The sequence below is a fragment of the Nonlabens sp. genome (genome assembly GCF_051251825.1).
In the GTDB taxonomy this organism is placed as follows: domain Bacteria; phylum Bacteroidota; class Bacteroidia; order Flavobacteriales; family Flavobacteriaceae; genus Nonlabens.
In genome coordinates this window covers 72,032-94,273 of the sequence record NZ_JBPOGG010000002.1, presented here as the reverse complement: position 1 = coordinate 94,273, position 22,242 = coordinate 72,032, and the positions used below count along the sequence as shown (strand labels likewise).

At 35.7% G+C, this 22,242-nt stretch carries 17 protein-coding genes; 8 read left to right on the top strand and 9 right to left on the bottom strand.

What is annotated here, in order from left to right:
- Nucleotides 1-9 precede the first annotated feature (9 nt).
- The 4 genes from ACSHWW_RS02920 to ACSHWW_RS02905 all read right to left on the bottom strand — a co-directional run bounded on the left by ACSHWW_RS02920 (nucleotide 10) and on the right by ACSHWW_RS02905 (nucleotide 4,626).
- Entirely contained in the window at nucleotides 10-1,020 is a 1,011-nt protein-coding gene (locus tag ACSHWW_RS02920; RefSeq protein WP_435680918.1) for a hypothetical protein, read from the bottom strand.
- On the bottom strand, nucleotides 1,001-1,711 hold the full coding sequence (locus ACSHWW_RS02915) for a DUF4956 domain-containing protein (RefSeq protein ID WP_435680917.1): 711 nt from the start codon (nucleotides 1,709-1,711) through the stop codon (nucleotides 1,001-1,003). Before ACSHWW_RS02915 ends, ACSHWW_RS02920 begins: the two co-directional genes overlap by 20 nt.
- Nucleotides 1,712-1,794: 83 nt before the next feature.
- Nucleotides 1,795-3,774 carry a CotH kinase family protein gene (locus ACSHWW_RS02910; protein WP_435680916.1) on the bottom strand — a complete coding sequence of 660 codons (1,980 nt, stop codon included), beginning with the start codon at nucleotides 3,772-3,774 and terminating at the stop codon, nucleotides 1,795-1,797.
- 30 nt (nucleotides 3,775-3,804) lie between these two features.
- On the bottom strand, nucleotides 3,805-4,626 hold the full coding sequence (locus tag ACSHWW_RS02905) for a lamin tail domain-containing protein (protein ID WP_435680915.1): 822 nt from the start codon (nucleotides 4,624-4,626) through the stop codon (nucleotides 3,805-3,807).
- Nucleotides 4,627-4,984: 358 nt separating this feature from the next.
- Between ACSHWW_RS02905 and ACSHWW_RS02900 the strand changes: the two genes are divergently transcribed.
- From ACSHWW_RS02900 to ACSHWW_RS02890, 3 genes are all read left to right on the top strand, one after another.
- The gene (locus ACSHWW_RS02900; RefSeq protein ID WP_435680914.1) at nucleotides 4,985-5,491 is read left to right on the top strand and encodes a GbsR/MarR family transcriptional regulator; all 507 of its coding nucleotides are present in this window, start codon (nucleotides 4,985-4,987) and stop codon (nucleotides 5,489-5,491) included.
- A gap of 482 nt (nucleotides 5,492-5,973) precedes the next feature.
- Nucleotides 5,974-6,759, top strand: coding sequence for a hypothetical protein (locus ACSHWW_RS02895; RefSeq protein WP_435680913.1), 786 nt, complete (start codon nucleotides 5,974-5,976; stop codon nucleotides 6,757-6,759).
- Complete coding sequence (locus ACSHWW_RS02890) at nucleotides 6,756-7,691, top strand: TIGR01777 family oxidoreductase (protein WP_435680912.1); 936 nt, start codon at nucleotides 6,756-6,758, stop codon at nucleotides 7,689-7,691. The genes ACSHWW_RS02895 and ACSHWW_RS02890 overlap by 4 nt, the downstream gene beginning before the upstream one ends.
- Here the strand turns inward: ACSHWW_RS02890 and ACSHWW_RS02885 are convergent.
- From ACSHWW_RS02885 to ACSHWW_RS02875, 3 genes are all read right to left on the bottom strand, one after another.
- Nucleotides 7,684-9,324: a M1 family metallopeptidase gene (locus ACSHWW_RS02885; RefSeq protein ID WP_435680911.1), complete on the bottom strand. Its 1,641-nt coding sequence runs from the start codon at nucleotides 9,322-9,324 to the stop codon at nucleotides 7,684-7,686. The genes ACSHWW_RS02890 and ACSHWW_RS02885 overlap by 8 nt on opposite strands.
- 274 nt (nucleotides 9,325-9,598) lie before the next feature.
- On the bottom strand, nucleotides 9,599-10,612 hold the full coding sequence (locus ACSHWW_RS02880) for a glycoside hydrolase family 113 (protein ID WP_435680910.1): 1,014 nt from the start codon (nucleotides 10,610-10,612) through the stop codon (nucleotides 9,599-9,601).
- A gap of 36 nt (nucleotides 10,613-10,648) precedes the next feature.
- Entirely contained in the window at nucleotides 10,649-11,368 is a 720-nt protein-coding gene (locus tag ACSHWW_RS02875) for a DUF547 domain-containing protein (protein WP_435680909.1), read from the bottom strand.
- Between the two features lie 198 nt (nucleotides 11,369-11,566).
- Here ACSHWW_RS02875 and ACSHWW_RS02870 point away from each other — a divergent pair, with 198 nt between their 5' ends.
- Nucleotides 11,567-12,907: an NAD(P)/FAD-dependent oxidoreductase gene (locus tag ACSHWW_RS02870; protein ID WP_435680908.1), complete on the top strand. Its 1,341-nt coding sequence runs from the start codon at nucleotides 11,567-11,569 to the stop codon at nucleotides 12,905-12,907.
- 30 nt (nucleotides 12,908-12,937) lie between these two features.
- Nucleotides 12,938-14,527, top strand: a complete 1,590-nt coding sequence (locus ACSHWW_RS02865; protein WP_435680907.1) for a 4Fe-4S binding protein — start codon at nucleotides 12,938-12,940, stop codon at nucleotides 14,525-14,527.
- A gap of 132 nt (nucleotides 14,528-14,659) precedes the next feature.
- On the opposite strand, the gene rpe is transcribed toward ACSHWW_RS02865, so the two are convergent.
- Nucleotides 14,660-15,319, bottom strand: a complete 660-nt coding sequence (gene rpe, locus ACSHWW_RS02860) for a ribulose-phosphate 3-epimerase (RefSeq protein WP_435680906.1) — start codon at nucleotides 15,317-15,319, stop codon at nucleotides 14,660-14,662.
- Between the two features lie 142 nt (nucleotides 15,320-15,461).
- On the opposite strand from rpe, the gene ACSHWW_RS02855 reads away from it, so the two are divergent.
- From ACSHWW_RS02855 to ACSHWW_RS02845, 3 genes are all read left to right on the top strand, one after another.
- Nucleotides 15,462-17,966, top strand: coding sequence for a chondroitinase-B domain-containing protein (locus ACSHWW_RS02855; RefSeq protein ID WP_435680905.1), 2,505 nt, complete (start codon nucleotides 15,462-15,464; stop codon nucleotides 17,964-17,966).
- Nucleotides 17,967-18,583: 617 nt separating this feature from the next.
- Complete coding sequence (locus ACSHWW_RS02850; protein WP_435680904.1) at nucleotides 18,584-19,057, top strand: hypothetical protein; 474 nt, start codon at nucleotides 18,584-18,586, stop codon at nucleotides 19,055-19,057.
- Between the two features lie 412 nt (nucleotides 19,058-19,469).
- The gene (locus ACSHWW_RS02845; RefSeq protein ID WP_435680903.1) at nucleotides 19,470-19,697 is read left to right on the top strand and encodes a hypothetical protein; all 228 of its coding nucleotides are present in this window, start codon (nucleotides 19,470-19,472) and stop codon (nucleotides 19,695-19,697) included.
- A gap of 111 nt (nucleotides 19,698-19,808) precedes the next feature.
- Here ACSHWW_RS02845 and ACSHWW_RS02840 read toward each other — a convergent pair whose 3' ends face one another.
- A complete protein-coding gene (locus ACSHWW_RS02840) occupies nucleotides 19,809-22,055 on the bottom strand; it encodes a polyribonucleotide nucleotidyltransferase (RefSeq protein ID WP_435680902.1) in 2,247 nt (748 codons plus the stop codon).
- Nucleotides 22,056-22,242: the final 187 nt, after the last annotated feature.

Sequence of the window (22,242 nt, the reverse complement as noted above, 5' to 3'; positions counted from 1 at the left end):
TTGATAGAACTAGTTTTTTAAATTGAGGACTACTTTTTCTTTTTGCAAGAAAGGATTGTCTGCAGGTATTTCAATGATGACTTCTCTACCATAAGTTTTCAAGTCTTTTATTTTGCGCAGTCTAGGCGGGATTTCAACAATTCTAGAGCCTAAGGTTTTTACAATACCTGTATTTTGAATATTGGGTCTTGAACCTGAGGTAACAATCACTTCATCATTAATATTCACTTTAAGTAATAACTCTTCATGAATAAAACCCACGATTTGGGTAGGACTTTCTTCATAGAAACTGAGCATATTATTAAAAGCCTCAAGTTTTTCATCTTCTTTACAATGAATATTACCTATTAATCCATCAGTTGGAGCAACGATTGTTTGTTCTACGAGTCTTGTATCATAGTGCTTGAGTTGTTCTTCTAGACTTTTAATTCTAGATAGCATAGGGTTATTTACAGCATAGCGCTCACTTTTAAGTCTTTTTATCTCAGTAGATAAAAGATTAGTAGTAATTTCTTTTTGTTCTTTTAAACTCTCAATTTTTATGAGTACTGGACTTTCAATAGCATCTTGAGAGGTTACTTTTTGATCATTTGATATTATGGAATACAGCTTATTATTGTTTTTTATAGTAGTGAGCTGTTCTTGTATTTCGGTATTTATTTTTGCTGTTTTTTCTTCAAGGGCAATAGTTTGTGTGTTTATTTTCCAGTCTAGATCTGTTTTCCATTGCAAGTATTTGGTTTTTAACTCTTCAATTTCATAGTTTGCCTTACTTATGTCCATAGGTAAGCTAGAGGAAACAACTTCCATGAGTACCGTTCCTTTCTGCACCTTTTCACCTACAGTCACGTTGATTTTTTGAATGGTAACATCGTGTTCCATGTTAATTTCAGTTTCTTGATTTTCAGCAAAGCCATAGAAGGTCACTGTATTATGACCCGAAAATGAAAAAACAATCACGAGAAACATCGCGCTTAAAAAAGCAAGAATGTATATGGTGCTATATTTTATCGTTTTCATCTTTGAAATTTATCTTTATGTTATTTACTGGTGTTTTACTCATGAGCTCTTTTAGAAAGTCTTGAGTATCATCTTTTACTTTTACTTTCAGCTTATATTCATAGGTGGTTAATGTGAAAGGAACTTCAGCATTCTTTTTAGTAATGATGTTGTGTTTTATTAGCGATTTTTGAGAACAATAAAGATTGATAACTTGATTTATTAATTCTTTCGTTTGAGGACTAGAATCTGTTAGCAGTAAGTCAAATTGTAGCATAGCAACCGTATCAACTTTCTTACTTAATGGTGATGCATATATGGCAAAAACTATGGTGCAAAATGCTACAGTTCCTACTATGGCAATGGTTATTCCATATACTCCAGCTGCAATACCTATAGCGATAGAAGTGAACATGAACACCATATTTCTAGGATTTCTCAATGTGGTTCTAAATCTTATAATAGCAAGAGCGCCTAGCATTCCTAAGCCTCTAGCAACACTATCTCCTATAGCTTGAATAACCGTTGCTACAGGTACAGAAATTAAAATTAACGACTGTATAAAATAACGAGGTGTCTCCATCTCTCTAGAGGTTTTCTGATATACCAGTGCAATAAGAGATGACAGAACAAAAGCGGTTACCGCGATGATAATGACATTGCTCAGACTCGAACCTTCTAGGTTGTTAGTCATGTTATTAAGATCAAACATAAGTGGTGTTATTTTAAATTTTCTACATAAAAAAACAGCTAGAATTTAAAACCCTAGCTGTTTGAAAATGGGCTGTTTTCTATTTATTTGACGATCACTTTTTCTACATCAGTGTTGCCATCTTGTTCCACATGAATTAAGTAAATTCCTGATCTCCAATCTGAGACATTAATACTTGTATTCTGGTTACTTTCTGATTGTCGGAATGTGGTTCTACCTAGCATGTCCGTAACCGTAATGTTTTTATCTCCAGCATTTGAGAATCTAAGATTTACTACATCATAAGCAGGATTAGGAAATACTTTAAATAACACTTCACTACTTAGATCATTGATGCCTAAAGTGTTTGAGTTTGTAGCGTTAAACGTTATATCTACTTCTTGGAAGGTTCCAGTTCCGTTAGGAAAACGAGACCAACTCTTATCTTCGGCAATCAGGTTATCCCAGTCCACACTATCGACGATGGTACCATCTAAGTATGATAAGTATAACTCGTCACCATTTTTATCTAGGTTGAACTTGGTGTGCAAACCATTTTGTTGCACATCTTTATCTGTCCATACTATTAAAAATGAGTTTGCCGGTATCACTGTGTTCTCTGGGAATTCCCATTTGTGAATAAACGATCTGCTATCACTTAAAAAGTAATTTGTTAAATCTATAGGACTATTTGTATTATTATACAATTCTACCCAATCATCGTGATCTCCATCTTGATCTGACCATATACTAGTATCGCTGTTGGCTGGCATGAATTCGTTGATAACTACATCACCTATGGCAATTGATCCTGGTAGAGTAGCGCAGTTATGATTTTCTGTGCTTAAAGCACTTCTCAAACTTGCAGTACGACCGCCTATATAAGCTTTCATTCCTTGACCTTCAGTCCATGTAGGTGCATTAATATGCCCTAATGCCTCAGCCTCAGAATAAATTTGATTAGAAGATGTCCAGTTACCTTGTATGAGAGCAAGGTGACTATCCATTAATGGATCCAGTCTAGAATTAATCATATTGAATTGTAATAATTCACACATATAATCTAGATACTTAGTCTTAAACCTAGGTACTCCTAAGATCTTATCAATTAATATTTTTGCATTAGTGGCATTAAGAATATGTAAATCGTTTGATCCATTTACCTCTCTATCAAATGAAAAATTATAATCCCATGGAATCCAGTGTATTTTGTTGGTTTTTGGGTTGTGGTATAAATACCAGTTCCTACCATGTTCTAAATAAGAATCCCAATTATTTGTAGCCACATCAATTGCAAGTATTCTTAAGTATTCATCAACATCAAAATGACTTTCAATTCCAGCCTCAAAACTTGAGCCGTTTATATTATTTATAAATTGGACAAAATCATTAAGTTTAGTAAAATCATTTGCTGTTTCATTGGTTTGTAATTCAAATATGGTTTCTAGTGGAAATGGTGGCCCAACTCCAGAAAAGCTGGTATTACCTCTATTTTTCCAAAGATTTCCATCGTTAGACGCATAATTACGTTTTAAAAAACGCTTGTCTACTTGCTCGATCATGGCATATATTCCCCAAAACACACCTTGCACATATACTTTTGCATGAGCGACACGAGGAGCTGGGATTCCATGAAATCTAAACATGTCATAGACTAATTTGTCTTTTATAATAGATGGATCTCCAAAACCATTAGTTAAGTTAAGTTTACGTACATCATCATACTCTCGATCTGCAACAAACTTTCCGAAATTTAGTTTTAAGGGTTTTTTATTTGAAGGAATAGCATCGACGAAAAAATTTGAAGAAAAACCTTTTTGTCTCACACCTACATCGAGCATAACCACACCATCTATTTCTACCGTAGCTTGCCTGTACGGTATAGAAGTATGTAATGACTGTCCACCACCGTTTGAAGCATTGTTATAATCTGAATCAAGATTTGCCCAAAAATTAGGATCTGTAGAGGTGATTTTTATTTCATGTATTACCGTGTCATCAAACAGTTTGACGGTAGGTATTTGACTGTAAACGGTGCTGCCATAAAACAGAAAACTTATGATTATATATAATGACTTTTTCATGTTATGTGATTTTAAGTAATGGAACTTAATTTATTGAACTACTAATTTTATAGAATTGTGATATGAGATTTCCTTAATGGTTAAGGATAAAATGTACGTGCCTGTAACTAAGTTTTCTCTTTCAAGAACAAGCTGGTCGCTGTATCCCTTTTCATATCTCACCATTCTACCAGTAATATCATAAAGACGCATTTCCACCGGTAAACGTTCTGTATGGGATAGCTGGATATTTACTTGATCCACCATAGGATTGGGATACATAGTAAATTGAATCAGTGCTACGCTTTCTTCAGATAGTGTACAATTGTTATTTGCCGCACCAGGAGTTCCATTAGGAAACGCCGTTGTAGCACAGGCACTCCAGTTTCCAGCGACACTATTATCAAGTGTAGGACTGTTTAATTCTAGGGTAGGACCATTACCATCTGCGGCGACAGGCCATGGAGCTACATCATCATAATCTACATCATCTACTAAATTCCCATTTGCATCAAACAAACGGATCAGCTCGCCGCCACCGCTTAGTCCAAAAGTGAAGTCACCTAACACTGGATTGACATTAGGATATTTAGTACGGAATACTGCGAGTTCTTGAGCGATGACTAGATAGCCGCTAGCTGGTATAGTTGTACCTGTGGGAAAAGTAAAAGCATGTGAGTCATCACTATCTTTAAAGACCCAGTTAGACACATCAACAGCAGCCGTGCTTGAGTTGAAAAACTCCACCCAATCTTTAGTTTCAAAACTAGGAGAATCCTTATAGTTGATTTCATTAATGACAATTTGAGCCTCAGCAAAGTTGCTGGCTATTGAAAATATTGCGGTCGCGATTAAGAGGGAAAATGTTCTCATGATATTGGTTCTTTGTAATAGAACAACTTAAAAGCACAAATTCCTACCTGTTTAGTAGAGTTTTTTTGAAACACTTGGTATCAGTGCTATTTAAGCTGTTTTTTACGCTTTCGCGAAAGCGTATCCATCACAATCTAAACACATTTTAACCATCCATCGGGTAGTAAAAATTAACTACCATTTATAATTGTGTATCAGAAATGATATCTTTTTTTCAATCTAGAATAGTAAAGATTAAAATTAAAAGAAAGAATAAAAATAGTGTCATTTAAAAATAACTCAAATGGGTTTATAACTTATTCAAAATTAAACTTTCAATAATTATTGAAAGTTTAAAATATTAGTATATATTTGTCTTATGAAATTAGAAGAAGGAAAATATCAATTTATACAAGCTTGGGGCTCACTAGGTAGTTCTTGGGGAATCTCAAAGTCTATGGCGCAAATTCATGCGCTATTACTTTCTTCTCCTACTGGATTAAGCTCTGACGAGATCATGGAGCAAGTGCAACTTTCTAGAGGAAATGTGAACACAAATGTACGTGAGCTCATCAACTGGAGACTGGTACGTAAGGAAACAGTACTTGGAGAGCGCAAAGAGTTTTTTATCGCTCTACATGATGTGCATACCATTGCACAAAACATTATGGAAGAACGCAAAAGACGCGAGCTGGAACCTGTAAGAAGACTGCTGAATCAGCTTATGGCAACTGAACTGGATGGCGGTGAAAAAGAAGTGAAGCATTTCAAAACGCTCATCTCAGACCTAGCCGACTTTGTTCACCAAATGGAGAACTTAACCAACTTAATGACTAAAATCAATAACAATAATTACATGAAAAAATTAATCAAGGCGATATCCTAGCCTTTTTTATTTTAATAAAACTTTCAGTTTTTTCTGAAAGTTTAAAAACTATACTACTATGAAAACTATGTATCGAGTAAACCTGGTCTTTTTATTAATTAACGCACTTCTTTTTTTAGTGCCTATGTTGGGAATGTTGTTTATGATTCCGCTAGGAATTCTACAATTGGTATGCAGTGTGTGGTTGTTGACTCAGCAAGAAAGAACTTCTAGATCAGTACAATGGATGACTGTTTTACATCTATTCCTGTCGATTTTAGTTCTTTTTACAATGTTTTTTTTGGCAAACGATAATCATAGTTTGAATTACGATATGGTAGAAACAACATTTCTGATAGGAATGATAATTTCAGGTCTACTAGCTCTGTTTTTTATGTTTATCTCATATACCTGTCATATCGAATATCAAAAATATATAAGTAATCAGTAAATAAATAGTCATGATAACAAACCACAAATTACTCATCGATAAAAATTGCCCTATGTGCAACATATACGGCAAGACATTTAAAAAGTTGAATATGGTAGATCAAGACACCATAAGTCCTTATCAGCTTATAGGAGAAGATCTAACTTGTAACATTGATATGGATCGCGCACAAAATGAAGTCGCTTTACACGATACCATTACTGGTACAACTATTTATGGACTAGATTCTATGATTGCAATTTTCTCTCAAGGAAAAAACTGGATCAGTAAGTCATTGCATTTTCCGTTGATTTATGTACCACTTAAACAACTCTATAAATTTATAACCTATAATAGGAAAGTCATTGCAGGTAATAGCCTTAGTCCAGTAGAAGATAGAATTTGTGAACCAGATTTTAATTACTTCTATCGCACGCTATTTATACTTTTTACTGCAGTTTTTACAGGACTTGTCCTCAATGCTTATACCAGTAATATCACAAGCTATTTTGGTTTTGAAACACCTTGGTATGTAGAGTATATGATTTGTTTTGGACAGGTGTTATGGCAAGGAATTATGATCACCTTGTGGTCCCGCAAATACAGTTGGGATTATTTAGGAAATATGAGTGCGGTTTCTACATTAGGAGGAATATTGTTATTGCCTGTTTTATTGCTACAGCAATTTATAGATCTGCACAGTTTCTTCTACATAGGATATTTTATGCTCGTAGTAGGAATCATGCTTTTTGAACATATAAGAAGATGTGGGAACATGAAGCTAGGTTGGCTTCCTACTATATCTTGGCTTACATTTAGAAATGTAGTTTTAGGAATCATTATACTTGTGTTCTCATGAAAAAAATAGTTATAGCAGGTGGAACTGGCTTTTTAGGAATCGCACTCAAGGATTATTTTGAGGCAAAAGGAATTGTTGTTGTTACGCTTTCAAGGAGTGCAACGACGAAGAAGTCTACACTGAGCGCAGTCGAAGTGCGAAAACGTCACTCTCAAACCACCTACTGGAACGGTAAGGACTTAGGAGAATGGAAAGAACATCTAGAAGATGCAGACGTACTAATTAACCTCGCAGGAAAGTCCGTGGATTGCAGATATACCGATGTCAATAAGAAAGCGATTTTAAGTTCACGCATAGAAAGCACACGGGTTTTAAATGAAGCGATGTCGCAATGTGAAACACCACCTAAAGTGTTTTTAAACGCAAGTACAGCAACCATTTATGTGCATTCCGAAACGCAAATTAATACCGAAGAAAATGGAATCATAGGAGATGATTTCTCTATGGGAATAGGTAAAGCATGGGAAAAAGAATTCTTCTCTACAACCATTAATAAAGTGCGCAAAGTAGCGTTGCGTACTTCTATCGTGTTAGGAAATGATGGTGGTGCATTACCTAAAATGAAAGCCATTACCAGAATAGGAATGGGCGGTAAAAATGGTCGAGGTAATCAGTTTGTAAGCTGGATTCATATCGATGATTTTTGTAAATCAATTGATTATGTAATCACTTCAGAACTTAGTGGTGTGGTCAATATCACAGCTCCACAACCAGAAACAAATACAGATTTCATGCAACAGCTGCGCAAGTCTATGAAAGTACCTTTTGGAATTTCACAGCCTACATGGTTACTAGAACTAGGCACTGCAATCATAGGTACAGAAACAGAGCTACTTTTAAAAAGTCGTAATGTGTATCCACAACGATTGCTCGATGCTGGATTTACTTTTGAATATGAAAACCTAGAAAGGTGCTTGAACGACCTTATTTGAGGTTGTAAGTCACAAAGTAATTCACATCAGTCTCTACAGTAGATTTTTCAGAAGGCAACTTTATTTCTTGTGTGTCACTAGTAGGTCTTAATAAAATAGACTCGCCATCTACTGTGATTCTTATAGGTAAATTAAAATCGGACACCGTGTTTTTCCAGCGGTAGGAGAGTTTATTCTTTTTCTGGCTCAAGACTAGTTGAGGAATTTTAGTACCTCTTAAGTATTGATTAAAAAAGCCATTTAAATCTTCACCTATCGAACTAGACAAAAAGTTTTCAATGTCTTGTGTAGTAACTGTTTTGTGATAAAATGTCTTATTCATATTTCTAAGAATGGAACGCCATTTTTCATCATCATTTACAATCTGGCGTAAGGTGTGAATCATGTTTGCGCCTTTATAATACATATCTCCAGAGCCTTCATGATTCACATCATATATTCCTATAATAGGTCTGTTATTTGATATGCTGCGACGGGTTCCTATAACATATTCATTACTAGCTTGAGTTCCATAATGATAATCTAGGAATAGGTTTTCGCTATAAGCGGTAAAACTCTCATGAATCCACATGTCTGCGATATCCTTATTTGTAATATTATTTGCAAACCACTCATGACCAGATTCGTGTATAATGATAAAGTCAAACTTCATTCCCCAACCGGTACCTGATAAATCACGACCTAAGTAGCCGTTTCTATATTTATTTCCATAAGTCACGGAGCTCTGGTGTTCCATGCCTAAATACGGAACTTCTACCAGTTTATAACTATCTTCATAAAAAGGATATGGACCAAACCAGTGTTCAAAAGCTTCCATCATTCTAGGAACATCTTTAAAATGTTTGCGAGCTTTTTCTAGGTTGTCACGCAATACATAATAATTGAGGTCTAGAGCTCCGTTTTCTCCTCCATAAACCTCGCTGAAGTTCACATAATCACCTATGTTTATGTTCACACCATAATTATTAATTGGGTTTTTTACAAACCAGTGATAGGTAGTAGTGTTGTCCTCTTTAGGTTCGGTTTTTATCAAGCGACCGTTAGAAACATTCATTAATGGATTAGGGACATTTATACGTATGGCCATGCTGTCCACCTCTTGATACATGTGATCTTTATTAGGCCACCACACGCTAGCACCTAAACCTTGACAAGAGGTCGCAACAAAGTCGTTTCCGTTTTTATCTTTTTTCCATGACACGCCACCATCCCACGGTGCATTTTTTGCTTCACGAGGATTTCCCTCGTAGAAAACTTGTACTTGATTAATCGTGCCAGGAAGTTGCTCTTTAGTAAGTGTTATAAAATGAGCGTTTCCTTCATGTTTGATTTTGAGCTCGCGTCCATCTTGAACGGCTTTAGTCATTATAAGTGGTTCTTGTAAATCCACTTGCATCACGTTATGAGGTTTCAGTACTTTATAATGAATGGTGTTTGAACCAGCAAGGAACTTTGTGGATGGCGTTACTTTAATGTCTAGATCGTAGTAATTGAGATCCCACCATGCACGTTCTGGAGTAATGGATCCACGCAAACTGTCTTGTCTAGTGAATTCTTTTTTATGCTGTCCCAATTGTGCATGGCCTATATTCCCTAAGCCCATCAATAAAATTATGGTAACTATAAATCTCATATTATTTTTTTAAATGTCCTTCTACACTTGATACAGAATCTTCTGTATTTTAAAAACGATTGTTTATTTAACTTATTTCAATCACTATTTATTCTTTGCTGGCAGACTGAAGTCTGCCACTGTGAACAGATTCTGTCGCCTGCGGCGTTTCTTTTATTGCGCCGACTCAAGTCGGCTTTTTAGATAGAACTGTAAATAGGCCTTGTAGAAAAAAACCTATTCTCGACTGCGCTCGAACTGACATTTCATTTCTTTTAACTCACCAACTCACCAACTAATTACTAAATTTCAAATAATTTTTTGCCACCACTTTTTGCGCCTCTTTTCCTTGCGTTGTGAATCGCTTCTCAAAGCCTCGCCACCTGCTTTCTTCTGCATGATGTTTCCAAATAAATCCGCCAGCAAACCATTCTTTATCCCACACGGCATCATATAACCCTTGAAATAGAACCGCTTGTGCTTTTTCATTCACTAATCGGTCTTCTCTAGCATTTTTCCATGGTTCTAGACCAGCATAGTCTGCACTTATATAACCGTATTCGGTAAAAAGGATTTTTTTATCCAGCTTTCGCGAAAGCGTACTCATTTCAAGCACCCATTTTTTCCATGATTCTTGAATTATTAAGGAAGTAGGAGTTTTTTCTTCACTCAACGGGAAATATGCATCTACTCCTATAAAGTCAAGTTGTTTCCAAAAGTGAACGTGTTTATAGCTGTCCCAATTACCGGCATAAGTTAGTTTTCCTTTATAAATTTTACGAATTTCTACGATGAGGTTATCCCAGTATTTAGGTCTTAATTCTACAAAAGAATCCAGTTCAGTACCTATACAAAACATGCCCACATTTTTACTAGCTGCAATATGTACAAATCTCATGATGTACTCTGTATAACTATCTTCTAGAATTTTCCAATGAGCCTCATCTTTAAGAGCGATATTCCCTGTATAATCTCCACGTCCTATCCATAATTGAGGTTTGAGCAATACTTCTAGATTTTGCTCTTTCATAAGGTCTATGGTGATATTAACGCCTTTAGGTTTCTCGCCCCAATCGCCGCGTTCTTCATCATAATGTACCTGTGGTTCTTCAAGACTCTTCATCCATGCATAAGGGACGATTACAGCATAATTTGCATTATACTCAGTAAGTTGCTTTATACCAGTTGCGTCTATAGGATTGTGAGTAGCAACTAGGGTAATACCATTAATTTTCTCCTCTTTTTGCACCTCTTGAGCAGCGCAAGAATTAAAACAAATGAATATGAATAGGTAGAAAAGAAATCTCATATAGGAAGATAAACGGTTGAATTGTAAATATAATGTCTACTGTTGATTAAGATTCCAGTTATAAACCTTAAAATTTAAGGCAAAGCCATCAGGGATTTTTTTATCTGAATATTTATTGATGAATACAATAGCATTTCCTTTTTTATTAAAATCTGTTTTATACCATTCAAACAGTTTTGAGACCGTAGCTGTTTTTTCATGCATATCAATACTCACAAACTCAGAATCGTTCAATGTAGCTCTAGTTAATTTTTCAAGCCTAGTCTCGGTATTTTGGGAATTAAAAGGAGTTCCTTTTAATGGCGGACAAGAAATAGCTCCACAGACCAATGCAAAATGTAATCGTGCATCTGGGAATTTTTTAAAAAGCCAGTCTTTTTCAAGTTCGTTTAAAGTCACTAATCTTTCAGCAACTTGATGTTTTTTCTTATCAAAGAATCCATCAATATCCATGACTGAAGTGGTAGGGTAATTTTCTGTAATTGAAACAATTACCGTCATGTTGTAAGCATTTATCAAAAAAGCTTTAAGTTCTTGAGGCGTTAAATCAGTACTTTTAGTATGAGCAATACTTTCTTTAAGAATGGTAATACTTTTTGAGTCTTGCTTCAAACTTTGATAATCTACTAAGCCGTTTTTTACATATAAGTTTAATACAGCTTGAGTACGCTGGTTAAACACATCTATTTGTGCTACCACTGAAGACGTAATCAATATTAGTACTACTGTGATAATTATGTGAGCTCTTTTATGCATAATTGTTTTAACTTAGAAGCAGGTTTAATATTTTAAAGTTAAACTTAATTCAATAATCAAACCATATTCTTAAGTCGTAATAATAATTAAAAACATTATTTAACCTAAAGGAATAATATAACATCATTAAGGTTAAATCGATAGGGTAAAAACCTACTGCAATACCTTAATTTGTAAACATCAATTAATTTAAACTACATGGAACATATAGTCATTATAGGAAATGGTATTGCTGGTGTGACTGCGGCAAGACATATTAGAAAAAATTCTGATAAGCGCATCACAATCATTTCTGGTGAGACCGATTATTTTTTCTCTCGTACCGCATTAATGTATGTTTATATGGGTCACATGAAGTTTGAACACACACAACCCTATGAGAATTGGTTTTGGGAAAAGAATAGAATTGAACTCAAAAGTGCTTGGGTAGAAAAAATATCTGATTCTAGTAAAACACTGGAGTTGTCTGGTGGAGGATCTATGACTTATGATAAACTTATAATTGCTACTGGCAGTGTCCCTAACAAATTTGGCTGGCCAGGACAAGATCTCGATGGAGTACAAGGGTTGTATCACAAACAAGATCTTGAAAAGTTAGAAAAAAATGCTCCAGATAATAAAACCTGTAAACGCGCAGTAATCGTTGGTGGTGGATTGATAGGAATTGAAATGGCCGAGATGTTACACTCACGTCACATTCCTGTCACTTTTTTAGTGAGAGAAAACAGTTTTTGGAACGGTGTTTTACCTGCAGGAGAAAGCGCTCTTGTAAATGAGGAGATCCTTGCAAATGGAATTGATTTAAGATTAAGTACTAATCTAGAAGAAATCATAGATGACGGCACTGGCAAGTGTAAAGCTATCAAGATAAAAGAAACTGGTGAAGTCATAGAGTGTGACGTAGTAGGTCTTACTGCTGGTGTAACGCCTAATGTTAGTTTTCTCAAAGATTCTAATATTGAGTTAGGTCGCGGTATTAAAGTGAATAGACTACTAGAAACTAGTGTGAAAGATATTTATGCAATAGGCGATTGTGCAGAGCAACGCGAGGCAATAGGAAGACGCAGGCCTATTGAAGCAGTATGGTACACAGGTCGTATGATGGGAGAAACGATTGCACAAACTCTTTGCGGCAACACTACAGAGTATAAACCTGGTCACTGGTTCAATAGTGCCAAATTCATGGATGTAGAATATCAAACCTACGGTTGGGTTAGTGGTAGAGAACTACCAGATTTTGAGAAGCAATTCCACTGGCGACATGAAAAAGAAATGATTTGCGTGACTATCGCTTATCATAAAGATACAGATGAGTTTTTAGGGATCAACACCTTTGGAATCAGAATGAGGCATGAGATTTTTGATCGCTGGCTTACAGAAGGTCGCAAAATAGATGAGGTAATGGAATATCTAAAAGATGCCAACTTTGATCCTGAATTCTATAAGCTCCATGAAAATGCCATTATATCTCATTATAATCAAGAACGCGGTAAACAAATCAAACCAGTGAAAAAGAGCTGGAAACGCATTTTTGCTTAATCAATTACAACTTAAAATAATACACGCTTTATGAAAGCAATTCAGCATATAGGAATAGTCATTTTCTTAATAGGTTTTGGGATTTTTGTGAGTTTGCCATTTTTGGGAAATTTCAAATTAGATCAAAAAGAATTTGATGACCTCATTGAGCAACAAGGTATAAAAAGTGAGATTTTTATAGAAGATCTTCAGTCACAAATAGTAGGTAAAGATTTTGCTGGTTACACACCACTATCTTCCATAGTTGCAGGTAGTATTGAAAAGGCAAATACTGTTCATACTAAAAATAAAGAATGGGATAAAAAAGTTTATGCTAGTGATGATGACCTTGCTACGAGTATAAGAAAGCAATCTGGTTATGGATTCATTCCAGATAATAAAGGATTGATGTGGTTGCTTACTTTTGGTCTCGGTATTTTAGGAGCATTGATGTTTATAATTCCGCAAGTAATTACCTTGGGAAGAAAAGGAATTAAAAACAATGGTATTTATCATCAAAGTTCTACAAATCGTGGCTGGATCGCATGGTTAGTTTTTATATTCTTAGTTAGCTTCTATCTAGTTCTTTACTTTCAGTCAGAGTATGCGGTAAACTGGACGTATTTAGTTGATCCTATCAGTAAAAGCCTAAGTGGTAATCCTGCCGGTCACTGGTTTGTTTACGGTTTTATGTACTGTACCGTCATGACCGTTATGGCTATAAGAATGTATATAAAGTACCGCCATAATAAGTATCAAATTTTAAGAACAACCTCGGTTTTATTCTTTCAAATAGTATTTGCCTTTTTGATTCCTGAAATCATGGTGCGTTTACAACTTTCTTATAGTAAGGGATATGATTTTAAAAATGCATTCCCATTAGATTACGATTTTTTCTTTAGTTGGAATCTTACAGAACTCATTTCTAGTGGTGGTTTAGGACTATTTATATTGGTTTGGGGAATTGTACTTACCGTTGTGATTGTTCCCGTTATGGTTTATTTCTTTGGTAAAAGATGGTATTGTAGCTGGGTTTGCGGTTGCGGTGGACTTGCAGAGACTTTAGGAGATCCTTATCGTCAGCATTCTAATAAATCACTATTTGCATGGAAAATAGAACGCTGGTTGATTCATGGAGTATTACTTTTTGCATTAGTCATGACTGCTTTTACCCTTTACGGATTTTTTACTGAGGCGAGTACCGTTTTAGGTATCGAGGTGCAAAGTATTATGAATGTTTACAGCTTTTTAATAGGAGCTATTTTTGCAGGAGTTATAGGAACTGGTTTCTATCCTATTTTTGGAAACCGAGTATGGTGCCGCTTTGGCTGTCCACTTGCTGCTTATTTAGGGTTTGTGCAGCGATTTAAATCTCGTTTCAGAATTACAACTAACGGCGGTCAGTGCATTTCCTGCGGTAATTGTTCGACGTATTGTGAACAAGGTATTGATGTACGTGCCTATGCGCAAAAAGGAGAAAACATCGTGCGTTCTAGTTGTGTAGGTTGTGGAATTTGTAGTGCCGTGTGTCCTCGTGGTGTTTTGAAACTTGAAAACGGACCACTAGAAGGACGTATTAATCCTACTGAAATTTTATTAGGTAATGACGTGGATTTAATGGACTTATTGAATAAGAAATAATGCGTTGATGATTACGCTTTCGCGAAAGCGTTTTTTAATTATCTAAGAGCAACATTAAATCATTGAAATAAAAAAGACGGAATAGGATCCTAGACATAGGATCCTATTCCGTCTTTTTAATAAACTTACAATCTATGAATTCACCAACTTTTTCAATCCAGCAATAGTAGCTTCTTGATCGCTCGATTTAAAGACATAACTTCCTGCTACGAGCACATCTGCACCAGCGTTTACCAGTTGCTTTGCGTTTTTATCAGTCACTCCACCATCAATTTCTATGAGTGTATCGCAACCCTTAAAATCGATGATTTTTTTAAGTTGAGTTATTTTATCATAGGTATTCTCGATAAAACTTTGCCCACCGAAACCAGGATTCACACTCATCAAACACACCATATCAATATCTTGAATCGTGTCGGTTAATAAATGAACACTCGTATGTGGATTTAAAGCTACGCCAGCTTTCATACCATGAGATTTTATGAGCTGTAACGTTCTGTGTAAATGCGTGCACGCTTCATAATGAACGGTAAGAATATCACAACCTAGCTTTGCAAACGTCTCTACATAACGATCTGGATCTACTATCATTAAGTGACAGTCTATTGTTTTTGTAGCATGTTTTACAATATCACGCAATACCGGCATCCCAAATGAAATATTAGGAACAAAAACACCATCCATAATATCGATGTGAAACCAGTCAGCATCAGAGCGATTGATCATTTCTACATCACGTTGTAGGTTAGCAAAATCTGCGGCAAGTACTGATGGAGCGATAAGTTTAGACATTCTGTGTTTTTTAAAAGTTTTACAAATTTAGGTTTTTGAATTCGCTTTCGCGAAAGCGAATAAATTAAAATCCATAAAATAAGATACAGAATATGATTTTAAATTGCTAAATTGGTCAACCAATTTTTACAAACTGTTTAAAATGAAGCATATAATTTCAAGAAATCTACTTCTATCATTGTTGTTTTTTGCTGTTCTAAGTTCCTTAGAATCTGCGGCTACAGACTATACGGTGAGCTCAGCAAGTCAATTCAATGCACTAGCCCTACAACCATGTGATGTGGTCACATGGACAGATGGTACTTATTCAAATCAAGATGTAGTTTTTAATGCTACAGGAACTCAAGGAAATCCCATTGTTTTAAAAGCTCAAACTCCTGGTGGCGTTATTTTCACTGGTAGTTCTGAAATGAATGTTTATGGTGATTACCTAATTATAGACGGTTTTTACTGGAATGGTGGAACTGGCACTAATAATCACGTAGAATTCAGACGCAGTGGTTCTAATACAGACTTTGCTAACAACACGATTATTAGGAATTGTGCCTTTAATGATTTAGTGACAGCTGGAGATAGTAAAAGTAGATGGATCGTACTTTATGGGGTGAATAATACCGTTGAGAATTGTTCTTTTTTAAATAAAAACAGTACTGGTGTATGTATTCTAGTGGAACTTGCTTTCCAAACTGCTGGAGTCGCAGGACACATTTTGCGCGATAATTATTTCTTTAATGTGACTAATAAAGATGGACGTACTAATTCAGGTGATTCTGAAGGAATAAGAATAGGGGAAAGTGCTTTCCAGTCGGTAAATGCTGGAGTTTTAGTAGAGCGTAATTATTTCCATGACGTTGATGGAGAAGCAGAGATTATATCAAATAAAAGTCGCGGCAATATGTATCGCAATAACACTTTTAGAAGTTGTCGTGGTTCATTAGTAATGCGTCATGGATCTGGAGCTTTAATAGAAGGAAATTATTTTATAGGTGAAGGAAAAGCAAGTTCTGGCGGGATACGTATATCTGATAAAGACCATGTGATCATCAATAATTATATTCAAGGTGTTGATAATTCTAGCAGTCCGTTTAATAATGGAATTACTATCATGGCTGGAGACGCAGCATCTGGTGGAACGAGCAATGGCTATCAAAATGTAAGTAACGTACTAATAGCTTTTAATACGATCTATAATTCTGACGATCCTATTTATTTCAATGATTTAAGAGCTAGTAATGTACCGCAGGGAACTATAGCAAATAACCTTATTTATAGTACAAATGGAACAATAGTCTCTGGTTCTGTAGCTGCTATAGGTGGTCAAATGACTTATATAGGTAATGTTTTTGGTGGTTCTCCTATCGGCATTACAAATGCTGGAATCACAAATGCAAATGGGAATTTTAGCCAGAGCGGTGAGATTTTCAAACCTAGTACCACTGGTCCTGCTGCAGACGCTGCAACTGGAAATTATCCTCAAGTGTTTATAGATATAGAAGGATTAACAAGACCATCTACCAGCAAAGATGTAGGTGCTCATGAAATTGTAGGTGCTACAGGAACTATCACAAATGCAGCACCTATTGTAGACGCAGCTGTCGGGAATGGTACTGGAGCTTGCTATTTAGACGCAGCCGGAATGAGTTCTTCAAGTGCATGTGTGCCATTTGACTATAGTACCGTTTGTGCTCCAGTGGCAGTTACTGGTGTTATGGTAAGTCCACCTATGAGTATTTTAGCACTGGCAGGAACACAACAGTTAACAGCGACTGTTCAGCCTAATAATGCAAGTAATAATCAGGTGACATGGACTACATCAGACACTACAATTGCTACTGTAGATGTTAATGGATTAGTAACAGCAACTGGTGGCGGAATTGCAACCATTACCGCTACTACTGTAGACGGTTCATTTACAGATACGGCAAGTATAGAAGTATTAACAGCGCCAGATTGTGTGCAAGGAACTAACCTAGCGTTAAGTGGAACCGTAGCTAGTTTTACAGATGAACAAGCAGGTAATCCAGCAAGTAATGTGATCGATGGAGATGCAAGCAATAGATGGAGCGCGATGAATTTCCCGCAATCTATGGTCATCGATTTAGGAGCTGGATTAAATATTAATGCGGTGAATTTATTCCCTTATCAAAATCGCGATTATCAATATTTAATTGAAGGTTCTGCAACTAGCGCCACTAGCGGTTTCACAACTCTTGTTGATCGACAAAGCAATACGACTCAAGCAACTTCTATCAATGATACATTTAATGATACCGTAATAAGATATGTGAGATTTACAGTAACTGGAGCAGCAACTTATACAGGTCCTTGGGTTTCTATTGCTGATTTACAAGTGATTTGTGCTGGAGCAGTGTTGAGTGCAGACTCAAATCTTCTTTCCACTCAAATAAAAATGTATCCTAGCCCATTTAAGGAACAACTCACTATAGATATTTCGGACTCTTTAATAAGTGAGATAACAACATTGAGAATCGTTGATGTAATGGGTAAAGTAGTTTATAAAACAGAAAACGTGGCCTCAAAGAATCAAATAACTTTAAGCTCCACAATTTCTCCTGGAATGTATTTTGTTCAATTTATAGGGAATAACCGTGAGGTAATATCCACTGAGAAATTGATTAAGGAATAACCTTTTTTAAATATTCCATTAAAAAATCCCTGTAACAATGATGTTACAGGGATTTTTGTATGATCAATTTTCGCAAGAGCGAAACTTAAAATCTAATTACTCTGATTTATTATCAGAAGAACTATCGTTATCATTACTTGGAGGATAGTATATATGCTATTATAATCACATGGTGTTTCTTAAAAAGTAAGAATTACCTTTCTTAGTTATCTAAGTTGCAAAATATCTTTTTACTGGAATTTTAATATGTATTAGGTTTAATGTAATTATTAAGTTCATAATTTATTTACTTCTCATTGTTAAACTATATTTCTTATCAAGAATTCAACAATTAGTTAATTAAATCTAAACGTGATTTTCAATTTAAAATTTAAAATTTTATTTACATCGTCTTACAAGCCGATTTTGTAAGCAACGACCTAAGCCGAAAAGCGTTACGAGTAGGCAATAACTTTAAATTAAACATAATGAAAAAACAAATTAAATTTTTACCTTTTTTATTTTTTGGAGTTTGTATGGTTTTCAATTCTTGTAGCGAGCAAGAAGAATTAATCATTGAAGAGCAAAATATTTAATTTAAAGAGTTTGCTCAGGAATTAGCAAAATCAGGAAATAACATGTATGTTGATACCGAAATGGTTCTAGAAAATGCCGAAGCTTTTAATGAGGCGCTAGCAAATAATACTTTATTTAGTAGTTCTGAAGAGATTTCTTTTGAAGAGTTTGGATTTGTTTTTGAAGAATATTTTGGCATTGAGCAATCTCAGACCGTACTGTTCTTGGAAACAATTTATACTCATAAGCACTTACTTGAAGAAGAAAATGGAAGAGAATTACTTGAGCAAGCTTTATACGATGAAGTATTAAATACTTCAGAAAATCAACAAAAATGGTTGTTTAGATCTATTTTAGCTATAGCAGGAGGAGAACATAGTTGCGGGACTAGAATTTTAGCTTCATTTTTAGACACTGCAATTCTTGCAACAGCTACAGTAGTTACTGCTCCTACTGGAGTAGGTGCTGTTGTTGGTGGCATAGCAACAGCTTCATCTTATGCGTTGTTAGTTACTGAGGTTGCAAGATGCTCTTAATCAGATGGAACTTCCTCTTTATCTATCGGTTGTATTTGGACTATTCACGCTAGTTACTGTTGCTTTGATGATTTATAATAGTAAGAATGTAACAGATAAGTCAGAAAGTAGAAAAAGCGTAGTCAAAATGTTAATCTTAATTGGAGTTTCAATTCCAATATGTTACCTTTTAATATCGAATTTAACAGACTCTAAAAACTGGGAATTAATCGCATTTCAGGTATTGGCTATTATTTGGGGTTTGTTACTGATATATTATTTGTATGATTCATTTAAATCTAAATCAGATATTTTCAATAATTAAAAACCTAGTTTATTTTATTAGCAATGCAACTTGAACATTATTCTAAATAGAGTTATGTGATATCTTTTTTTAAAATTAATAAACGAGTAAATCAAAAAAATAATTTATATGAAAAGACATATCGATTTCGTTAAAACCGGAGCTATATTATACTTAATTGCATCAATTATTACTGGAACAATTTTCAATGCCAAAACGCATTTAAACGGTACTCCAGCGGACTGGAAATATTATTTTTCTCTTACTGGATTTATAATTTTTTTAAGTATGTTAATATTGAGTATTATCGCAAATATATTTTTTGAGAGCTGTATAAAAAATAAGTTGCCAGAATAATATTACTACAAAAATGCCTCTTGAAATTTCAAGAGGCATTTTAGATTTATAAAAAATCAATGAGAATAAAACTATCAGACTCTGAAATAAATTCAGAGTGACAGTTTAAGATTATTCTTCAGATTTAGTTTCAGAAGAAGAATCATTATCACGACGTGAACGGTCATCTCTCTTACGATCATCACGACGTGGCGCTCTACGATCATTTGAACGGCGGTCATCACGCTGGCGTGGTGGACGTTCTACCCAACCTTCAGGTTTAGGTAAACATTCTTTACGAGATACTTTTTGCTTCTTAGTACGTGGATCTACACCCATGTATTTCACATCAAGTACATCTCCTACTTTAAGAACGGTAGATGGATCTTCTATACGCTTGTAATCAAACTCACTTACGTGAAGTAGCGTTTCTTTACCTGGACGTAATTCCACAACTGCACCAAAGTCAAGCATCTTCACAACCTTTACCTCATAAACTTCACCTACAGTAGGTTCAAAAATGATGTTTCTGATTTTCTCAAGAGCAGCTTCAATCTTAGCACGATCTGTACCTGCAATTTCGATGATTCCCATATCACCATCTTCTTTGATGTTGATTACAGTCTCTGTTTCTTTTTGCATTTCTTGAATTACTTTTCCACCAGGTCCTATTACAGCACCAATGAATTTACCTTCAATCTCAAGAGATTCCATCTTAGGAGCATGAGGCTTCACGTCTGCAGCTGGTGCAGCGATAGTGTCAGTAAGTTTTCCTAATATGTGTAAACGACCATCTCTAGCCTGCATTAAAGCATTTGTAAGGATTTCATAAGAAAGACCTTTTACTTTAATATCCATTTGACATGCAGTGATACCATCTTCAGTACCAGTTACTTTAAAGTCCATATCTCCTAAGTGATCTTCATCACCTAAAATATCAGAAAGAACTGCGTAGTTACTACCATCAGTAATTAATCCCATTGCGATACCAGATACTGGTTTCTTCATAGGTAAACCTGCATCCATCATAGCCATCGTACCAGCACAAACTGTTGCCATAGAAGAAGAACCGTTAGATTCAAGTACTTCAGATACGATTCTTACCGTATAAGGAAGATCTTCTGGAAGCATTCTTTTAAGCGCACGTTGTGCAAGATTTCCATGTCCTATTTCACGACGAGAAGTTCCACGTAGTGGACGAGCTTCTCCAGTACAGAAAGGTGGGAAGTTGTAATGTAAATAGAAACGCTCTTCTCCTTCTTGAGAAGCCATGTCTATTATGTTTGCATCTCTAGAAGTTCCTAAAGTTACTGTTGCCAGTGCTTGAGTTTCTCCACGAGTAAATACAGCACTACCGTGAGTAGATGGAAGGTAATCTACTTCACACCATATATCACGTATGTCTGTAGTCTTACGACCATCTAGACGTATTCCTTCATTAAGTAGTACATCACGTACTGCTTTTTTATGTGATTTGTTGAAATACTTGCTGATTAGTTTTCCTTTTTCAGCAGCTGTTTCTTCATCAAAGGTCGCTATTAAGGCATCTTTAATTTCGCCAAAAGCAGCAGAACGCTCATGCTTTCCACTTCCTTTTTTAGCTACTTCATATACTTTATCATAAGTAAATGCAGCAACAGTAGCTTCGATGTCAGCATCTTCATCTTCACCATCATATTCACGTACTTCTTTTTTACCTACTTGCTCTGCAAGGGCAACTTGAGCAGCACATTGTTCTTTAATAGCTTCGTGAGCGGTTTTAATCGCAGCGATCATTTCTTCTTCAGAAACTTCGCTCATTTCACCTTCAACCATCATTACAGAGTCAGCACTTGCACCTATCATCATCTCAAGGTCAGCTTCTGCTAACTGAGTATAACTTGGGTTTACTACAAACTCACCGTTCACACGTGCTACACGTACTTCAGAGATAGGACATTCAAATGGTATGTCTGATAATTGAATAGCAGCACTTGCAGCAAGACCAGCCATAGCGTCTGGCATAACTTCTGGGTCATGAGACATTAATTGGATCATTACCTGAACCTCTGCATGGTAATCTTTAGGGAATAATGGACGCAATACACGGTCTACTAGACGCATAGTAAGTACTTCTCCATCATTAGGACGTGCTTCACGCTTGAAGAATCCACCTGGATATTTACCGGCAGCGGCAAATTTCTCACGGTAATCTACAGTAAGTGGAAGAAAATCTAGACCGGTTGATTTGTAGCCGGACACTACGGTTCCTAGAAGCATTGCTTTTCCACATGTGATCACAACAGATCCATGTGCTTGTTTTGCAAGCGCTCCAGTTTCGATAGTGATATCTGGCCCATTGGCCATTTTAATCACTTGTTTAAAAACTTGTGGTTTCATAAATATAGTTAAACGTTAATCTCAAGTTGTGTGTGGTAGAGAAGGCGTTATGCTTAATTGGAAATCGGTCTTCGAGAGCCTCAGACCTCGCGCATCTTGAGCACTGAGGCTCTCGAAGTGCGATTTATTTCCTTTCAAGCTACTTTATGAGAAACCAGCTTTGATTTGCAGCGCAATGATTGCGCTG